Here is a 19,118-nt window from a genome sequence, read left to right on the forward strand (position 1 = left end):
ATAGCTCCACCGACGTTCCTGGCAGACCTTACCCCATAGTAGCAGGATTTTAAGTAATGGATCGAATTTGTATCTGAAATTTAAGTTCATAATAAAAAGAATGTTTGTCCGATTTTCGCCTGTATAAAGTCCAATTTGCCCCCCGGCTGTTAGTATTGCCAATAGTAATTTTATTACTATAAAAATTGAATTTTATGAAAGAAAAGGATTTTACGATTAGTCATTTAGTTGATAAGTCGCCCAACGAAGTATTTGATATAATAATGGATGTTCGTGGTTGGTGGAATGGAGAAATTGAGGGGGATACGAAAACTTTAAACGAAGAGTTTTCTTATCGGTTTAAGGATATCCACTACAGCAAACAAAAATTGGTGGAGATAGTTCCTGGCCAAAAAATTGTTTGGCTGATCACTGATAGTTTTTTGAATTTCGTTGAAGATAAAAATGAGTGGACGGGGCACCACGTGATTTTTGATATCACACCCAAAGACGGCAAAACGGAAGTTCGCCTTACGCATAAAGGATTAGTGCCTTCAGTTGAATGCTACAATGCTTGCTCCGGGGGATGGATAAGCAATTTCGGTAGAGGATGGCTGAATTACATTACTACCGGAAATAGACTGAATGTCTAAACCACCGCTGTTTTGTTATACCTGTTTTTATATTCGAGTGGCGACATACCGGTGATTTTTCTGAATACTTCCCTGAAAGATTTTACATCAGAATAACCTACTTCGTACATGACTTCGTTTATGCTTTTATTGCTCGATTCAAAAGTACGTTTGGCAGATTCTATTTTTACCCGTTGTAAGTATTCAAGTGGAGTGTTACCGGTTGCTTTGATGAAACGTCTGTCGAATTGCCGGCGGCCTACAGCAAATCGATAGGAGAGTTGTTCTGCAGAAATTTTTTCTTGCAGATTATCTTCTATATAAGTTTGTGCGGCTTTCACCACTTCATCGGTATGTTGTTTTTGACCTTTAAAAATCAGAAAGCTGGATTGACTTTGCCTGTCTACTTCAATCTGAAAAACCTTCGCACAATAAATAGCTGTTTCCCTATCATATTTCTTCTCAATTAGATAAAGCATCAGGTTTAAAAATGAATAGGCTCCACCATTAGTGTAAAGTCCGTTTTCATCGGTAATGAGTTTATCGGCTTGTAAATTGATTTCAGGGAACATATTCCTGAAGCTATCAGCTACAATCCAGTGTGTAGAGCAGCTTTTGCCATTCAATAGTCCTGATGCTGCCAGCAGAAAAGCTCCGGTACAAATACTGGCAATCTCTGATCCTTTCTGGTATTGGTCAGAAAGCCATTGTATTAAGGGTTCATTGTTACTAATTGTATTTTCATAATTATGATCCAATGAAGGGATGATAATCAGGTCTGTTTCTTTTAGGTTGATAATATTTGTATGAGGTTTAACAGTAAATAAACCATCATTAAACTCTATATTTTCTGAAATACCGGCCAATTCAATTTTATAAAGTGTTTGTTTCCCTTTTTGTTTCCAATATTCATTGGCCTTCATCCATAGCTGGTAAGCCCCTATAATACTGCTAAGATTGTTTTTCCCATCCGGAACAAGAATAGTTAGATGTTTCATAGAAAAAGCTTTGATTATAAAGATACTTAATTGTGTCTAAATTGCCCTCTTAGGATGTAATTTTGTATTATACTGTTGTATTACTGCATCAAACTTCATATCTGCCTCTTTTTATTTATATTTCTATAAAAGCAATCAGATATGCCAAATTATTTTTCTCTTTTAATATTCTGCCATTGCATCATTTTCTCCTTTGAAGGAAAGTCACAACAACTCAATGATCTCCAAAAAGTAAATCATGAAATAGCGAAATTGTTTGCAGAAGGCAATACAGAAAAGTTGTTGAGCTACTATGCAGAGGAAGCTGTGGCAATGCCTGAATATCATAAACCACTTTACGGGAAGCCGGTAATCAGACAGTATTTTAATGAATGGATGAAAGCTACCGGGAAGAAACTGCAAGTCAGAAAAGTTATTGATGTTCAGTCTACCCCTCATTATGTAATTGAAATTGGAACGCTGACAGACAGATATCTTCAAAAAGGAAAGGATTCGATGAACTACGATTGCAAGTACCTTAGAGTCTGGAAAAAGGGTCCTGATAGGATGAACATTATTTCTGAAATCTGGGGTGCCAATGATTATATCGAAAAAGCTAAGCTCCCTGAAATAAAGATACAACCTGCCGCTTTGCCTAAATCCACAGTTTCTGCAACTGTTCAAAAGGAAATAGGATTAAGAAATCAGACTATCACTGATTGTGTTAAAGAAAGAAAAGGAGCGGAGCATGCCACCTTATTTACTAAAGACGCGATTTATATGCCTTATTTTCAACCAATGAAAAAAGGAATTGAAAATGTGAAAGCATATTTCGTAGATCATGAAGGGCCTGGGGTAGCAATTGATTCGCTGGTAATAAGTGCGGCAAATATAATCGATTTAGGAAACAATATTGTATTGGAGCATGGATATTATGCTATTCGTTGGCGTTCTGATACCCATGGGGGGCTTAACTTGGGAAAGAGTGTAAATATCTGGAAGAAAGATGATAGTGGTCAATGGAAGTTATTCCGGCAAATGGTAAATCATGACGAATAAGTATAATAGATAGGTTTTCAATTTTTATCCAGTAATTGTCTAATTCTAACTTAAAATAATGGCGCTGACAAAAATTGATTTAAGGTTGGTTGGACAACATTTACCTTTATCCTAAAGGAATCAAGTTTCCAGATTACTGCATCTTCGGTATTAAATTGCCCAGTTGGAGTTTCCTCATGTGGCTTATTTTAAGCTACTTGAAAAAATCGAAAATGATGCTCTCTATTTACTTTCATTCGGAAAGTAAATTCGTTTTTTTTACAATAAATATCCCGATCCCAGTTCTTGTTTAAAACAGAATATTGAGTGAATATTAAAAAAACATGAAATTTCCGGGAACTGGGAGCAGCCTTTAGTGCAAGCTATAGCGTTGGTTGAAGAATTAATTAATCCTCCTTCTTAAATACAACGCGAATCTGGCCAATAATATGTTGGTTGAATTGTTCCAGATCTTCGGCAGGAATCCAATATTCGTTATGAATAACTCCACCAACATTCTCTACCTGGTATTTAGCAAGGAAGTTTGAATCTACATCAAACTCAGTTACATAACCATTTCCGTAGGCAGGAAAATTCCATTCTACAGTAATTTGTCTGGCATATTCAAAATTACAAACCGGATAAAAAATGGGTTGATCTGTAAGACGTGGTGGAAAGGCACGAAATCCTGATTTTTCAATTAATGCTAATTCCTGGGCATTTACGGGTCTAAACAATGTTATTTTCATTCTGCAAAAGTAATAAAATTAAATATTGATAACATATCCGGCAGTTACCGGCCAGACTGATATAGTTTTGGGGATGTTCACCTTTTAAATCTGGTCAACAATTCTTAATATTGTAGCCTGTAGAACCTATTATTCGGCTTTGCCTAATTGTATGAGATTATCCGTCCTCCCCTCAATGCGTCACCCTACCGTGACCATTGAAGGAATTAAGTTATTGCTAATTAACTATGAGCAATTGGGTCTCTCAACTGCAGATCTGATGCGTGATGCAGGGATAGATATTTCATGTCTTGAAAACAATCATCATCATATTTCCCCGTTAGTATTCACTAAGTTGCTTCGTGTAGGAATTAAGTTTATTGGTGATGAATTACTGGGATTACATATCGGGGAAAAATCTAATCTGGATTCATTGGGTGTTGTTGGCCAGATCTACAGGTATAGCAAAACTGTGCGTGAAGGTAGCAAACAGATTGAAAAGTACTTACCAGTATTTCATACTTTATTTACCTACCTGGTAGAAGAAGATGAAAACACGTTTAACCTCGTTTATAAGCCAAATTTAACTTCCCCGGTTCATGCTGTAGGCATGAAACAGCTGATCGACCTGACTTTAACCTATAATCGCCAGGGTATCCGCCATGCTACACAGAGCGACGTGAATCCTAAAATGGTTACCATCCGGCATAATATATCTCCTTCTTTACTAAGGCATTATGAAGAAGCATTACAATGTGAGGTAAGACCTAATTCAAAGACCAATAGTCTGGTTTATGATAAGTCGGTAGCTGATATGGTGCATATTTTTAACAATCCTACCCTGGTAGCCGGACTCGAAAAATTTGCACAGGAGGAATTAGAAAGAATTCATAGTGATGGTCCTTATACCGCAACTGTAAGGAGTATTATTATTGAAAATATGCATAATGAAGTCAAACCAGTTGCCAAAGCTATTGCGGCAAAGGTGGGGCTTTCTTCCAGTAGTCTTAAACGTTTGTTGGCCGAAGAAAATACGTCCTATGAAAAGATTCAGGCAGCTATCAGCCGTACAAACTGGAGATCTTTACATTTAATAAACAGCGCTCAGGAACAGGAACGTAGCAGAATAGCGCGTGAATTACATGATGGAGTTTCCGGATTGCTGGCAGCTGCAAAGATGCATTTCAGCGCAATACAGGAAAAGCATCAGGATTTTCAGAATTCAGGCCATTACGATCAGGCTTTATCGCTGTTGGATGATGCAACCAGTGAAGTACGTAAAACAGCCTACAACCTGATGCCCGAAATTCTGCTAAACTACGGTTTAGATGAAGCATTGCAACGCTACTGCCGGAATATAGAAAATGAGAAGATTAAGGTGGTGTACAAGGGCAATGCGCTACCAGAAAGATATACGGCGGAATTTGAACTGGGAGTATACAGGATTACCCAGGAACTGATAAATAATGCAATAAAGCACGGACAACCCAATCTGATTACTGTTACTTTAAATACTAGCCCCAATATGTTGACCCTGCAGGTGGAGGATGATGGATGCGGATTTGAATTAGGAAATGTAAAACAAGGAATCGGACTGGAAAGTGTCAGAAACAGGGTGCTTAAGATAAATGGACAAATTGAATGGGAAACCCAGTTGAATAAGGGAACCAAAGTGAATATGGTATTCAATCTAAAATAAAAAAAGTGTCTATTAAGGTTGCTATTACAGATGATCACCCTATGATCATTGATGGACTAAAAACTATGTTAGCCGAAATCCCGGAAATCCAGGTGCTTTTTACATGCGCTAATGGAACCACTTTACTGGAGTTATTACAACATGAACAACCCGATATATTATTGTTGGATATACAATTGCCTGATGTTCATGGTGTAGAGCTTAGTCGGGAGGTTCTGAAATATTATCCTGATCTTAGGATTCTTGCGTTAACCAATCATGATAATTCCCATTTGGTCTGGCAGATGTTAAGAAGCGGAGCATTAGGTTACCTGTTGAAGAATACTAATATTAATACCCTCAGACAGGCGATTCAGGCTCTTAGTGAACGAAACAGGTTTATAGACCCCCAGTTGGAGGAAAGGCTTGTACTGGAAGCGATTACCCGTCAACGTATTAGTAATAGCGAGGTTCCGCTTACCGAAAATGAAGCGGAAATCCTTAAACTTATTGCGGAAGAAATGAGCACCCAGGAAATTTCAGAACGATTATCGATTAGTTCACGTACCGCCGAAAAACACCGCTCAAATATAATTCAGAAGCTAGGGATCAAAAACGTAGCAGGATTGGTAAGAGAGGCCTATAAAAGGGGCTTAATCTAGGGGCCGGCATTTTGATATACGCGATAAATTGGATATTTTTGAGGTTGTAAACACAATAAACACTTTGTTTATTATGGGAAATTTGATGGGAGACGTGAATAAAGCTTTATTGTTTTTGAAAATTAACGGTCCACAGCCCCTATGCAATATAGCGGAGGAGCTGAATGTGACGATGGAAGGCGCGCGGCATCAGCTTTTAAAGCTGGCTAGTGAAGGGCTGGTTGATTTTCGAAGCGAAAGCAAAGGAAGAGGCCGCCCACAGCAGATTTGGTCTATCAGTGAGGCCGGACAATCAAAATTTCCTGATAAACATGCCGAACTGGCTCAGAAACTGCTTTCGAAAATGGAGCATATCATGGGCAAAGATGCCGTAAAAAACCTGGTAGATGCCAACTGTCAGGATGCCCAGGATAAATACCGTAAAGAGCTGGAAGGAATTAGTGGGTTGGAAGAAAAGATTAAGTGCCTGGCCTCTTTAAGAGAAGCGGAAGGATATATGGCCAGTTACGAATCAACTGAAAATGGCTTTCTACTAATCGAAAATAACTGCCCGATTGGCGGCGCAGCAATGAATTGCCCCAGATTTTGTCATGCCGAACTGAATACTTTCCAGGCCTTATTTGGTAAAAGTGTTACAGTTACCAGAGTAGATCATATGTTGAGCGGCCAACATCGCTGTTCCTACGCAATAACTCCTGTAAATCCTAAATAAATATCAGATTATGAACGCTTCTATCAGCATCATCCGTCAATCCAGAACACAATTGATCGGAATGATCGACCGTAATTCTACCGCCACCTTAAATAAGATCCCGGAAGGCTTTAAGAATAATATTATCTGGAACATCGGGCATGTATTGGTGTCAATGGAAGCAATATGCTATAAAAGAGCCGGGATGCCTATGTGCGTAGATCCTATTCTGGTATCGCGATATGCAAACGGTACTACTCCATTGGGAGACGCTGATGAAAAAGAAATTGCAGAAATCAAAGCATTACTGGTTGCTTCTGTAGATCAGATTGAGAAAGACTATACAGCCGACGCTTTTGTTCATTATACTCCGTGGACTACCGGCACCGGTATTCCGATCAATTCTATTGATGATGCGCTGGCTTTTGCTGCTTATCATGATGGAATGCATATGGGTTGTATACTTGGACTTAGAAAATTCTTATAAATCTACCCAAAGCCCCGGCAACGCGGGGCTTCTGTTTTTGTTCACCCCGCATTAAGTAAGTGTAAATCTGCCTTTCCTAAACAATAGACTCTCTTTTCGTGTATTCATGGAATAAATATTATGGCTCCATGAAATCCATGCTTCTATTAACCGATTTTTCAGAGGCAGCATTCAGAGCTGCTGAATATGCAGTAAACTTTGCTGGTCTGGTAGGGATTGAAAAGGTAATTTTATATAATGCCTATCGTACTATTGCCCAGGGGTCCGATTTCTGGGTGCCTGCCCCGAAGGTAGATAATGAGATTTTTGTTGAAACTATGGAGGCCTTAGGCCTGGTACATGATCAGTTGGAAGTTATGATGACCAACAATAATATCCAGGTAGAAGTATTGGCTGAAGATGTTTATCTGCCAGAAAGAATCAATGGATTATGTAAGGAAAAAGGTATAGATATCATTGCCATGGGAGTTTCCGGTAAATCAAGTCTGGAAACCCTCTTCATGGGTAGTAATACTTCACAGGTACTGAAGGTAAGCGAATACCCTGTACTGATCGTACCTCAGGAAACATTGGTAGGCAGATCAATAAACAGCGTGGTTTTTGCCACCGACCAGGAAGTATTTTCCAAAAAAACGCTTGGACGTTTGGAACTTCTTCTTAGTAAATTAAAACCTACCGTATATGTGGTAGATATGGCAAATGATAAAAGAAGCAATGACTGGATTCCTGATGTCTTAAAGCCTTATCATCCAACGTTCTATTATGTTGAGGGCGGAGATGTTGTAAAAGGAGCACTGGAGTTTGCAAGTGAGCAAAAAATCTCAATGATTATTACCATACCACAACAACAATCTTTATTATCCAGCATTTTTCATAAAAGTTTATCAAAAGAACTGGCTTATAATGCAAAGCTACCCTTGATTTCAATACCTTAAATAAAGTTTCTTTTTTTTAATTTTTTGTACAACTTTGATATCTCAAATCCTTATTTACCTATGCGCAAATTCCTGTACCTGGCACTAATAACATTACTATGCAGTTCTGTTACTAAGGCTACCCCTGTCAAAGACAGCACCGAAATTTTTGAAGCTCTGTATGAAAAATACATTGATTCAGTGAACAATTCATTACACTTTGAAAAAGGAATCATCCAATTAGCCGGAGGAAAAGCTACCATCAATATCCCTCCGGGATTCAGATTTCTAAACAGTCAGGAAAGTGAGAAGGTATTGGTACAAATCTGGAATAATCCGCCAGACCAGGCCAAAAATGTATTGGGAATGATTTTTCCTGAAAATACCGGTCCGCTTACTGATAGTACCTACGCTTTTGTAGTAAAATTCGAAGACCTTGGATTTATTAAAGATGATGATGCAGAGAAGATTGATTATGACGAGATGCTAAAGAATATCCATGACGGTGAAGCTGAAGAGAATAAAGCCAGAGAGGCAGCCGGATATTCAAGATTTCACCTCGTTGGTTGGGCTCAGAAACCATTCTATGATAAAGAGAAAAAAGTACTGCATTGGGCTAAAGAAATCGAATTCGGTAACGGTAAAGAAGTACATACCCTTAATTACAATATCCGAATTTTAGGAAGACATGGAGTACTCTCCCTGAATGCAGTATGTACTATGGAGGAACTACCATTGGTAAAAGCCAATATCAACAAAGTATTAACCATGGCCCAGTTTACTGACGGTAATGCCTACGCCGATTTTGATCCCAAAGTAGATAAGATTGCAGCATGGACAATTGGTGGACTGGTAGCTGGTAAAGTATTAGCAAAAGCAGGGTTCTTTGTCATTATCCTAAAGTATTTAGGTGCTTTTTGGAAATTCATCCTGTTAGGCATTGCAGCTTGTTTTGGTTTTATTAAGAAATTATTCAAGCGTAAAGGAAGTACCTCTGAAGAGGTTGTTACTACAGGTGAAGTACCAGCTGGTGAAGAAACACCAGCTAGTGATGAAGCTTCATTACCTTCGGAAGAGAAACCATCAACAGAATCAGATAATACCCCTCCACAGTTACCTTCTTAAAATCATTTCAGGGCAGGAATTAATTTCCTGCCCTTTTTGTTAATAACCCACTCTGCCTTTAAACAACATTTACCAGAAGTAGTGTGTTATCCTTATCAAAAAATAAGGATATGAGACGTTTAAAAGTTATTCTCACTGTTGCATTAATGTTAGCCTCTGCTATTAGTATTGCCTGTACCAGAGTCGTATACAAAGGACTAAATCATGAAATACTAACAGCAAGGTCCATGGACTGGAGTGAGGATATTGGCACTAACTTATGGATTTTTCCCAGAGGAATGCAACGCAATGGAGAGGCAGGAACCAATTCTATCAAATGGACTTCCAAATACGGAAGTGTAATTGCAAGTGCTTATGAAATCAGTAGTTCAGATGGCATGAATGAAAAAGGCCTGGTAGCTAATCTATTATGGTTAGGAGAATCCGAATTTCCGGTAAGAGATACCAAAATCCCTGGACTAACCATTGCAGCCTGGGTGCAATATGTTTTAGATAACTTTGCTACTGTCAGCGAGGTGGTAGATGCTACCAGAAGAAATACCTTCCAGATAATTTCTGATGATGTTCCAGGTCAGAATCGGTTAGCTACCCTGCATTTATCGATCTCAGATCCTTCAGGAGATAATGCAGTTTTTGAGTTTATAAAAGGGAAGGTGGTTATTCATCACGATACCTCTTATATTGTAATGACCAATTCACCTACTTATGATCAGCAACTGGCTTTAAACGAATATTGGAAACAAATAGGCGGTACTGTTTTTCTGCCGGGTACCAACAGGGCTGCTGATCGTTTTGTAAGAGCATCATTTTATATTAATGCTATACCGCGTACAGATAATACCAGGGTAACCGTGGCTAGTGTTTTCAGTGTAATCCGTAATTGCTCAGTACCTTATGGTATTTCAACTCCGGGGCAACCAAATATTTCGTCTACCCGCTGGCGTTCTGTATCAGATCAAAAGAACCTTGTATATTTCTTTGAAACAGCGCTGACGCCTAATACCTTTTGGGTAAACTTTAAGGATATAGATTTTAGTGAGGCTGGTGGTGTAAAGAAGTTGAGCCTGGTGAATGGGGAAACTTATGCCGGCAATGCTGTGGCATCATTTGTACCATCTAAGCCTTTCCAGTTCCTTGGTAAAAATTAATCCTGATGGGTAATATCGCTTTAAATAGTGCGGCAGGCAGATGGGTGATGGCTTCTACCATCATGGCATCTGCCATGGCCTTTATAGATGCTACTGCATTGAATGTTGTATTACCTGCACTCCAAAGAAGTATGGGCGCCACAGGCGCTCAATTATTCTGGGTATTAAATGCCTATTTGCTGATGCTGGCTGCCTTAATTCTAATAGGCGGTGCCTTGGGCGATAAATTGGGTAGAAAGAAAATCTTTATGATTGGTATTGCCATTTTTATTTTTGGATCAGCCGCCTGTGGCTTATCCGGAACTATTGCATTACTAATCATATTCAGAGTAATTCAGGGCATTGGTGGGGCTTTAATGATACCTGGTAGTTTATCATTAATTACCTCCTCAATTAATGACAAGGAAAGAGGTAGTGCAATTGGCACCTGGTCGGCCGTTACAACCCTGGTTACGATGGGTGGACCAATATTGGGCGGTGTTTTAGCCGATGCCGGCTTATGGCGATATATCTTCTTTATTAATGTGCCCATAGGTATCATTGCATTATTGATCTTAGCCACTAAGGTAGCTGAGAATAAAGATGAAGAAGATAATGGAAAGATCGATTATCTCGGCGCTGTGCTGATAGCATGCGGACTCGCCTTACTAACCTTCGGATTTCTGCGAATGCCGGAGAAAGGGTTCAGGGATCCTTTCGTTTATGGATCAATTATAGGTGGAATCGTTTTTATGCTTGCATTTATCCGGGCAGAACAGAAAAGTTCAAACCCAATGATGCCTTTATCGCTTTTCCGTAACAGAACCTTCAGCGGTTGCAATCTGCTTACCCTGTTTTTATACGCCGGGTTAAATGGAGGGATGCTCTTTTTGTCATTGAATATGATTCAGGTGCAGGGTTATACCCAAACCCAGTCGGGCCTGTCGTTTCTTCCATTTACAGTATTAATGATCCTGATAGCCAGAGTAGCAGGAGGGCTGGCTGATAAATGGGGGCCACGCTTATTTCTGACTTTCGGACCAATGATAGCGGGAACTGGATTGCTGATGCTTTCCCTGGTAGACCAGACAAATGGATATAGCGATTATTGGAGCACCTTTTTTCCCGGTATCTGTGTACTTGGGCTGGGAATGTCTTTCACCGTTGCTCCATTAACTGCTACGGTTATGGGGTCGTTACCAGATCATCTTTCGGGAATTGCTTCCGGAACAAATAATGCGATAAGCAGAATTGCCGGGGTATTTGCCGTGGCAATATTTGGAGCTTTGGTCTCCTTGTTTTTCATCAATACGTTGATGCAACAATTGCATGTGCTAAATCTCGATACTACTGCCTATAATGAAATTATGGCGCAGGCAGCAAATCTCGGTAATGCCAAAGTACCAGATAATATACCAGCCAGCGAACATGCCGCGATAGTTACATCGTACCATAAAAGTTTTATTAATGCCTATCAGAAGATTATGCTGCTGGCTGGTATATTGGGGTATGCAGGTGGACTCACCGGCTTCATATTTATCAGGAGAACCCAGGAAAAAAGCTAATTCCATTCCATTGCTTCGCCAGCTTTTAGAAAACTTATATCTACCGATTGTTCACTGGCTGCAGTTTTTAAATTCCCGACCACATCAGGGTACTCTTCATATACTCCTGGCTTATTGAAGCCATAATGTATTGGAATTAAGGTAGCCGCATTTAGTATATGCGCCGCCGTTACAGCCTGTAAAGGAGTTAAGGTGCCTGGCACGGGGCTGGCTGGTTTCACGAAACGCATAATGGTTCCATTTACAGGTAGTAGTACGGCATTAAAGGACTGATACTTTTTACCAATGGCCCAGAACTGATTATGCCATATGGTATCTCCGCCATGTAAAATGCGATGGTTTCCATGTTCAACTACCCATGAAACTTGTTTTTCTCCTATTCCGTCCATCGCAAATACTGGAGTAATAGATACTTTGCCATCTGTAAATGGCTCGTCCAGTTCTAAAGATAGAATTTGAGTAAGCCCGTCTTCTTTCAATATATCCGCAAATGATGAAGAAGCGATGATCTTTCCATCTGGCTTTAGCATTTTAAGAATCAGGTCTTTATCGTAATGATCTTTATGTATGTGTGTGATCATGATATAGTCTGCCTTTTCTTCATGGCTGAAGCGATAGCTGGCATCCGGATTATCAATTACAAAGTATTTTCCATTGCTGAAATTCTCGACTGCATCAATCAGAATAGTGCGATTGGCGGTGGTGATTTTTGCGCCGGCCCATCCTAAACGTTGAACTTTCATAGTTAGTTTATTTTGTTGAATCAAAAGTACACTGCACTGAATTATGAGAAAAGTGAATTATTTTTGATATAATAATGAGTATTTCTAATGATTACCTTACAGCATCTTCAAATTGTTCGTCGCATTATTACAGAGGGCTCAGTAACTAAGGCGTCTCAGAAACTGCATCTTACACAATCTGCTCTCAGTCATCAGATCAGGGATCTGGAAAGTATGTTGGGGCTCCAATTGTTTTATCGTTCCGGTAAAAGAATGATTCTCACGGAAGCGGGAAGAAAAGTACTTGAACAGGCAGAAGCAGTTTTGCCAATGATGGATAATCTAAAGACCGAATTACAAATGCTGAAAGAGGGTCGAAAGCAAACCATCAGAATCAGCACGGAGTGTTATACCACTTACCATTGGTTGCCAGGAATATTGCAGATATTTCAGGAATTACACCCTGAGGTAACTGTGCAAATAGTAATACCGGCAACTCAGCGGCCCATGAAATGCCTGGAAGACGGACAGCTGGATCTTGCTATTGTTAGCAGAACCAAGACTAATGATAATTTCCGGTATACTCCCTTGTTTGATGACGAATTAGTGGCAGTTATGAGCCCCAGACATAGCTTAGCTGCTCAGAAAAAAATTAAGAATTCTCATATAAAAGATGAAACCGTTCTCGTATACAATTTTGGAAATAACACTGGTTCAGTATTGGAAAGTTATCTTCAACTGAGTCCACCTAAAAAAATTATGGCAGTTCCTTTAACAGAGGCAATTATTGAAATGGTGAAAGCTAATATGGGTATCACTGTGATGGCCAGATGGGCTGTACAACCTTATTTATGCGATCAGCTTACCCTTGTACCACTCGAATCTCCACTTCGTAAGCGCCGTTGGTATGCCTGTACTCATAAAGAAGTAAATGAACCGCTGAAACAGTTGTCGATGCTTATCAGGCAAAGACTTAAAGCATAGAAGGGTTATATGAAATTTGAATAGAATTATTTTATTGAAATGATGGATGGAAGAAGAATCCAATTGTCTTTGAAACTTTGGTATACTTAATTATTTAGGTAGATGATTAAATATGATAGTAAGAAGTTTCGGTTTTCTGGTATTTAATAATGCAGACAAACATTTTTTTCTTTTATTGATAATCTTGGTTTAGTGCATGTATAGATGTGTTCACAGATAGTATTCCAATCTTTTTTATTCATTCGATTTTAACTATTAAATTGAAGAACAATTGTTTATTAATAGCTGCCCATACTATTAGCCTAAAAATTCAATCAATGCTCCAAAATTAGTTTTGATTCTCTCAGAAATTATTATAGCTTTATCACTAACTGTAGCTTAATCGTTTAAGCCTTGATTTCCACGAATGAAAACACTATGCCAGTAAGTAGATATACTAGTACCGCTGGTATACAAAGCAAACTACTATCAGTATGAACAAACGCAATAACCGACGTTCTTTTTTACGAAATGTAGCTGTAACCTGTTTAGGAGCTTCCGCCATACCCGCCGTGGCCAGCGCTGCAACTCAGCAGAAGAATGCTGAAAAGCCCATAGCTCCACGACGCTTCAATGATACTTACAAAGGAAAAAACAATAATAGAATAGCATTTCCAATTGGTGGAATAGGAACCGGCATGTTTTGCCTGGAAGGAACTGGTGCTATCTCACATATGTCTATTCGCCATAACCCGGAAATCTTTTACGAACCAACTCTATTTGCCGCTTTATCTGTAAAAGGGAAACCTGCTTATGCCAGAGTACTGGAAGGACTGGTGCCCGACTGGAAAAAATTCGGCCAGCGCGATACTGGCTTAGGTGGTACCGGCGGTGCAAGCTGGGGCTTGCCGCGCTACCACTCCGCTGAATTCTCCAGCCACTTCCCGTTTGCAGAAGTTAAGCTGCAGGACCCCGATGTACCAATTGCAGTTACAATAAAAGGCTGGAGCCCATTTATTCCGGGCGATGAAGACCATGCAAGTATGCCGGTAGGTGGATTAGAATATCAGATAACCAACAAAGGTTTGCAAACTGAAGAATTCATATTTTCCTATCATGCCCGTAATTTTATGAGGCAGGCAGACAATGGACATACTATAAAGCCTATACGAAACGGATTTGTATTGTCGCAGGATGCTATGCCCAATGCTGCCGAGAAGAAAGGAGAGTTTGCTATTTATACAACCAGTGAAGCAGTAGTAGATCACTGCTGGTTCAGAGGTGGATGGTTTGATCCACTCACGATGGTATGGAATACTATTTCAGATGCTGAAACCAGAAATTCAGCACCCGTTGAAAATGATGCTCCTGGCGGATCTTTATATGTATCGTTTAAATTGAAACCTGGAGAACAAAAGACTATCAGGCTATTAATGGCATGGTATGTTCCGGATTCGAGATTACGGATCGGAGATGATGCCAGCGGTAAAAGCAGTGCTACTACCTTCTATAAACCCTGGTATAGCAAACGTTTCGCCAATATAGAAGAAGTAGCACAATACTGGGAACAACAATACGATCAACTAAAAAGTAACACTCAATTATTCTCTGATACATTTTATAAAAGTTCTTTACCCGCCGAGGTACTCGAAGCTGTAGCCGCAAATCTTACTATCCTGAAATCGCCCACCGTCATGCGACAGGCAGATGGTAGGTTCTGGTGCTGGGAAGGTAGCGGCGATAACTGGGGAAGCTGCCATGGTTCCTGCACACACGTGTGGAATTATGCGCAGGCTGTGCCTCATCTGTTCCCGGCCCTGGAAAGAAGCCTACGACATACCGAATTTAATGAAAACCAAAACGCAGAAGGACATCAGGGCTTTCGTGCTAACATTCCAATCTCTCCCTTAGTGCATAATTTCCATTCGGCCGCAGACGGACAACTGGGTGGAATTATGAAAGTATACCGCGAATGGCGTATTAGCGGTGATAATAACTGGTTGGCTCAGATTTTCCCACTGGTGAAGATAAGTATGGATTACTGTATTAAAACCTGGGACCCTAAACGAAAAGGGGTTATAGAAGAGCCACATCACAATACTTACGACATTGAATTCTGGGGGCCAACCAGTATGGCTACCTCTTTTTATCTGGGTGCGCTTACTGCATTTATTCGGATGAACGAACATCTGAAGCAGGATGCTGCTACCTATCAGACGTTATTGAACAATGGAAAGCTTTACCTGGAGCAGGAGCTGTATAATGGTGAGTTCTTTATTCAGCAGATTAAATGGACTGGCTTACAGGCTCCTGACCCGGTAAAGGCACAATCATTCGCTACACAGTATGCTCCTGAAGCAGTGGAGCTTCTGAAAAAGGAAGGACCTAAATATCAATATGGCAAAGGATGTTTATCCGACGGTATTTTAGGATCATGGATCGCAAAAGTATGCGGACTGGATGAACCAATTGATACCAATAAAATAAAAAGTCATTTGGTTGCGGTACATAAATACAATTTCAAAAAAGATCTTAGTAAACATTCTAATCCTCAACGCCCCACTTTTGCGTTAGGTGAAGAAGGTGGATTGTTACTGTGTTCCTGGCCTAAAGGAGGTAAACTTTCATTGCCATTTGTTTATAGTAATGAAGTTTGGACAGGTATCGAATATCAGGCGGCGTCGCATCTGATTTTTCACGGAGAAGTAAATAAGGGCCTTGAAATTGTAAAAGCCTGCCGTCAGCGTTATGATGGTACGGTACGCAATCCGTTTAATGAATATGAATGCGGCCATTGGTATGCAAGAGCTATGTCGAGCTATGGTTTGTTACAGGCCTTAACAGGTATGCGATACGATGCGGTAGATAAAACTTTATATATTGATTCAAAAGTTGGAGATTTTACCAGCTTTATATCTACGAACACAGGTTTTGGAACAGTAAGTTATCAAAAAGGAATAGTATCACTGAAAGTTGCAAAAGGTGAGATAGCAGTAAAACGGGCTATGGTAGCGGGAAAAGCATTAGGTATTCAAAAGGTTTGATAAAACATTAATATTGAGAAGTGCTGCAAATTATCAGATGTGATATTTTCAGCACTTTTTTGTGCACACTAGTTCTTCATAATGTTCCAGAGAATCGTTTGCGTTCATACATCAATTCTTATTTTACATTTATTACTTATCTCAAAGAATTATTAATATTCTATTCAAGACTGGTATCAATTATAAAATAGATAACTGTTTTTAGTAATTATTTTTAATCTGATTTTAATTAGTATTCCTAATATTTTTTTTGGGGAATAATACATTAGTAGTATACTTGCAACTCTAATTATCAAGTAGGTAGAAAATAAACAGTATTAATAGGAGAGTATTAAAAGAAGTATTTATTGAACGTTTTGAAATAACGATTATCTCATAAATACCTGATATAATTCTTCTCATAGTATAAAAGCAACATGAGCAAAATCCTTATATTGTTTGATGTCTCTGTAGTATCCTGTGATTGTACATTTGAAGGCATTAATCCCCCAAAAGAAAATCGAAATTTTCCAACTGTAATTTTATGTTCTCGATTTTCGTGTGTCCTGAGCAGAGTGTTTCATTCTATTGCCCGGATGAAGCGATTCAGTTCAATATTTTCTGTAGTGACCATAAAGAGTAGGAGCAATTTGGTTGCAACTACATAATGGTATCAACTAATCATTCAAACAGATCATAACTGCCACAATATTTTAAGTACTCGGTGAGTACTTAGAGTGTCATCCAGGCATTCAGGTTTTACCCCATATATCCGGTACGTTGGAATAGCACAGCTGATCTAAATTTATTAAAGATATTTATTCCTTTTGTTATTGGTATTTATAATACTAGTAAGGACTCGCGCATTTGTAAGATGTGTGTACTATTATAGGAAATAGAACCCCAAAAAATTCTACTTCCCTGACTTTTACTATAAGAAAAATGAGTTTCGATTATATATGGGCACTTCAAAAGTGTATTGAAGTACCTAATTAATTTTAGGAGGTATTGATAACTGGCAATACATAGAATAACCCGGCAGATTGAGTTAGTTAGTTATTATAAGAGTTTAGGAACTCTTATTCGGAGGGAGTGATTATGTTGTTAGAAGAAGCCGGTATTTTGAATTGAGTAATGATTCATTATTAATAATTTCTTAATCTTTAAAACATAAAAAGTATGAAAACAGTAGAAAAAACATGGGAGGATAGTACTGATGGCTGGTCTAAGATCGAAAGACTAAATTTTGATGGGGACCGGTATTGGGAAGAATGTACCATAACAATTAATGGGAAGAATTCATATTTCCCTACAGGTGCTGCGCAAAAATTTACAATTTATCTTAATGATGAAAAAATTTTTGATGAGTACATTCATGGTACAAAAGTGAAAACAAAATCTATAAATTCCGATAAAGGCTTTAGTGTTACAGGAACGATGTCGAGTGACATACCTGTAGCTCATGACGCAATTGGTTCTATCACAGTTGAATGTACCTATAAAGAGTCTAGTGTTCTTAAATCCAAATCTGTATCATGGAGTGATGGTGGTTTTGTAACGATCATGGAACGCTTGTTTCTTGATGCCACAGAAACCTGGAAAAAATGCGAGATACTGGTTGAGGGCAAGCCAAATACCCCGAATCACTTTAGTCTGCAATTAATAAAAGATGGATCATTAGTTGATCATGAGCCGAAGATTGATCAATTGTTTGGAACAGGTTCTCGAAAGTATACTTATGATATAAATGCAAAAGAAACTTTGCTGGTTGTGGGGTATTTTATTGCAGGTGGAGGAAAAGTAACATTAACTGGAATTTATTAAATAAAATAAGAGTCAAATTCAAATTATCATGGAAAAGATGATATTACATATGTGGGATGCATCCTCATTAGCAGGAGCGATTAATAATGGTACTATTGACGCAAATAAGCATAGTATTAGTAATAGTTCGACAATTAAGACAATATATTCGAATTTGAAAGTATATAGTCAAAACGTTAATCTTGGCCACCCAAATTTTCCTGTGTCACATACCGGATTCGTGGCAACAGCAGAAACTGAAGCTGGACAAATCCCGGTTATTTCATTTAAAGGAACAGATGGAGGGGTAGATGGGCTTAATAATCTACAAGCCAATTGGACAAAGTTTCTGGATGGAACTGATGTTCATACTGCATTCTATCAGGCTGCTAATGCATTTTATCCTGATATTGTGAGAGACGAAATTGTAAAAGATGCGCTAAATAATAATAAGCCCATTTATCTTACTGGGCATAGTAAAGGTGGGGCCATTGCTACTTTAATAGCTCGAATGATCACTATTAATAAACCTGGGAAAAAATTAAAAGTATTTACATTTGGTTCACCTAGGGTAGGAAGTAGTCAATTTGCATTGAAATATGAAGATAAAAATGAGATAGATCATTTGAGAGTCGAATCTTGTGGTGATTTAATACCTCATTTACCACTTTATAAAGATGAGTATAAGCTTCCAAACTCATATCTGGATTTTATTCCAAAAATATTGATTCCTAGTTCATTGTACGAATATGCTTCTGTTGGAAAATACCAACCTGTAAATTATGATAGTAATTATATATATAATGTGGAAGGAATAAAACCAGCTCAATCAAAAATAGGAACATCTAAAAATGATTTGAATGCATTTTATTCAGCTTTAAAGAGTCTTATCAAAGATAATGGCAAAAATATTTTTGGAGATAAACACGGCAAATATTTTCCTTCTTATAACACAAATAGAAGTGTAAGATTAAGGTAATGTTCGTTCTTCATAAATTGTTTCT

Annotated in this window: 17 protein-coding genes; 14 read left to right on the top strand and 3 right to left on the bottom strand. The window is 38.7% G+C overall.

From position 1 onward, the window contains the following. Positions 1 to 194: 194 nt before the first annotated feature. Complete coding sequence (locus DVR12_RS14090) at positions 195 to 632, top strand: SRPBCC family protein (RefSeq protein ID WP_116976347.1); 438 nt, start codon at positions 195 to 197, stop codon at positions 630 to 632. Here DVR12_RS14090 and DVR12_RS14095 read toward each other — a convergent pair. Further along, positions 629 to 1,609 (bottom strand): GlxA family transcriptional regulator, encoded by a 981-nt coding sequence (locus DVR12_RS14095; RefSeq protein ID WP_116976349.1) that lies wholly within the window; start codon positions 1,607 to 1,609, stop codon positions 629 to 631. The two genes, DVR12_RS14090 and DVR12_RS14095, sit on opposite strands and share 4 nt — an antisense overlap. A gap of 141 nt (positions 1,610 to 1,750) precedes the next feature. Here DVR12_RS14095 and DVR12_RS14100 point away from each other — a divergent pair, with 141 nt between their 5' ends. Next, positions 1,751 to 2,647 carry a YybH family protein gene (locus tag DVR12_RS14100; protein ID WP_116976351.1) on the top strand — a complete coding sequence of 299 codons (897 nt, stop codon included), beginning with the start codon at positions 1,751 to 1,753 and terminating at the stop codon, positions 2,645 to 2,647. Positions 2,648 to 3,033: 386 nt separating this feature from the next. Here the strand turns inward: DVR12_RS14100 and DVR12_RS14105 are convergent, their stop codons facing one another. Continuing rightward, on the bottom strand, positions 3,034 to 3,375 hold the full coding sequence (locus tag DVR12_RS14105) for a hypothetical protein (RefSeq protein WP_116976353.1): 342 nt from the start codon (positions 3,373 to 3,375) through the stop codon (positions 3,034 to 3,036). A 151-nt stretch (positions 3,376 to 3,526) separates the two neighbouring features. On the opposite strand from DVR12_RS14105, the gene DVR12_RS14110 reads away from it, so the two are divergent. From DVR12_RS14110 to DVR12_RS14145, 8 genes are all read left to right on the top strand, one after another. Beyond that, positions 3,527 to 5,053, top strand: coding sequence for an AraC family transcriptional regulator ligand-binding domain-containing protein (locus tag DVR12_RS14110; protein WP_116976354.1), 1,527 nt, complete (start codon positions 3,527 to 3,529; stop codon positions 5,051 to 5,053). A 5-nt stretch (positions 5,054 to 5,058) separates the two neighbouring features. After that, positions 5,059 to 5,694 carry a response regulator gene (locus tag DVR12_RS14115; protein ID WP_199417110.1) on the top strand — a complete coding sequence of 212 codons (636 nt, stop codon included), beginning with the start codon at positions 5,059 to 5,061 and terminating at the stop codon, positions 5,692 to 5,694. Between the two features lie 73 nt (positions 5,695 to 5,767). After that, complete coding sequence (locus tag DVR12_RS14120) at positions 5,768 to 6,406, top strand: helix-turn-helix transcriptional regulator (RefSeq protein WP_116976356.1); 639 nt, start codon at positions 5,768 to 5,770, stop codon at positions 6,404 to 6,406. Between the two features lie 10 nt (positions 6,407 to 6,416). Beyond that, positions 6,417 to 6,872 carry a DinB family protein gene (locus DVR12_RS14125; RefSeq protein WP_116976358.1) on the top strand — a complete coding sequence of 152 codons (456 nt, stop codon included), beginning with the start codon at positions 6,417 to 6,419 and terminating at the stop codon, positions 6,870 to 6,872. Between the two features lie 128 nt (positions 6,873 to 7,000). Continuing rightward, positions 7,001 to 7,807 (top strand): universal stress protein, encoded by an 807-nt coding sequence (locus DVR12_RS14130; protein ID WP_116976360.1) that lies wholly within the window; start codon positions 7,001 to 7,003, stop codon positions 7,805 to 7,807. A gap of 60 nt (positions 7,808 to 7,867) precedes the next feature. Continuing rightward, on the top strand, positions 7,868 to 8,911 hold the full coding sequence (locus tag DVR12_RS14135) for a DUF2167 domain-containing protein (protein ID WP_116976362.1): 1,044 nt from the start codon (positions 7,868 to 7,870) through the stop codon (positions 8,909 to 8,911). A 110-nt stretch (positions 8,912 to 9,021) separates the two neighbouring features. Beyond that, positions 9,022 to 10,059, top strand: a complete 1,038-nt coding sequence (locus tag DVR12_RS14140; RefSeq protein WP_116976364.1) for a linear amide C-N hydrolase — start codon at positions 9,022 to 9,024, stop codon at positions 10,057 to 10,059. Positions 10,060 to 10,064: 5 nt separating this feature from the next. After that, positions 10,065 to 11,603: an MFS transporter gene (locus DVR12_RS14145; RefSeq protein WP_116976366.1), complete on the top strand. Its 1,539-nt coding sequence runs from the start codon at positions 10,065 to 10,067 to the stop codon at positions 11,601 to 11,603. Here the strand turns inward: DVR12_RS14145 and DVR12_RS14150 are convergent. After that, complete coding sequence (locus DVR12_RS14150) at positions 11,600 to 12,346, bottom strand: MBL fold metallo-hydrolase (protein ID WP_116976368.1); 747 nt, start codon at positions 12,344 to 12,346, stop codon at positions 11,600 to 11,602. The genes DVR12_RS14145 and DVR12_RS14150 overlap by 4 nt on opposite strands. 87 nt (positions 12,347 to 12,433) lie before the next feature. Between DVR12_RS14150 and DVR12_RS14155 the strand changes: the two genes are divergently transcribed. The 4 genes from DVR12_RS14155 to DVR12_RS14170 all read left to right on the top strand — a co-directional run bounded on the left by DVR12_RS14155 (position 12,434) and on the right by DVR12_RS14170 (position 19,093). Further along, positions 12,434 to 13,309 (top strand): LysR family transcriptional regulator, encoded by an 876-nt coding sequence (locus DVR12_RS14155; RefSeq protein ID WP_116976370.1) that lies wholly within the window; start codon positions 12,434 to 12,436, stop codon positions 13,307 to 13,309. A gap of 473 nt (positions 13,310 to 13,782) precedes the next feature. Beyond that, entirely contained in the window at positions 13,783 to 16,332 is a 2,550-nt protein-coding gene (locus DVR12_RS14160) for a GH116 family glycosyl hydrolase (protein ID WP_116976372.1), read from the top strand. A gap of 1,158 nt (positions 16,333 to 17,490) precedes the next feature. Then, positions 17,491 to 18,135, top strand: a complete 645-nt coding sequence (locus tag DVR12_RS14165; RefSeq protein WP_116976374.1) for a hypothetical protein — start codon at positions 17,491 to 17,493, stop codon at positions 18,133 to 18,135. Positions 18,136 to 18,163: 28 nt separating this feature from the next. Then, positions 18,164 to 19,093 carry a lipase family protein gene (locus DVR12_RS14170; RefSeq protein ID WP_116976376.1) on the top strand — a complete coding sequence of 310 codons (930 nt, stop codon included), beginning with the start codon at positions 18,164 to 18,166 and terminating at the stop codon, positions 19,091 to 19,093. Positions 19,094 to 19,118: the final 25 nt, after the last annotated feature.

The organism is Chitinophaga silvatica, from assembly GCF_003419895.1.
Lineage (GTDB): Bacteria > Bacteroidota > Bacteroidia > Chitinophagales > Chitinophagaceae > Chitinophaga > Chitinophaga silvatica.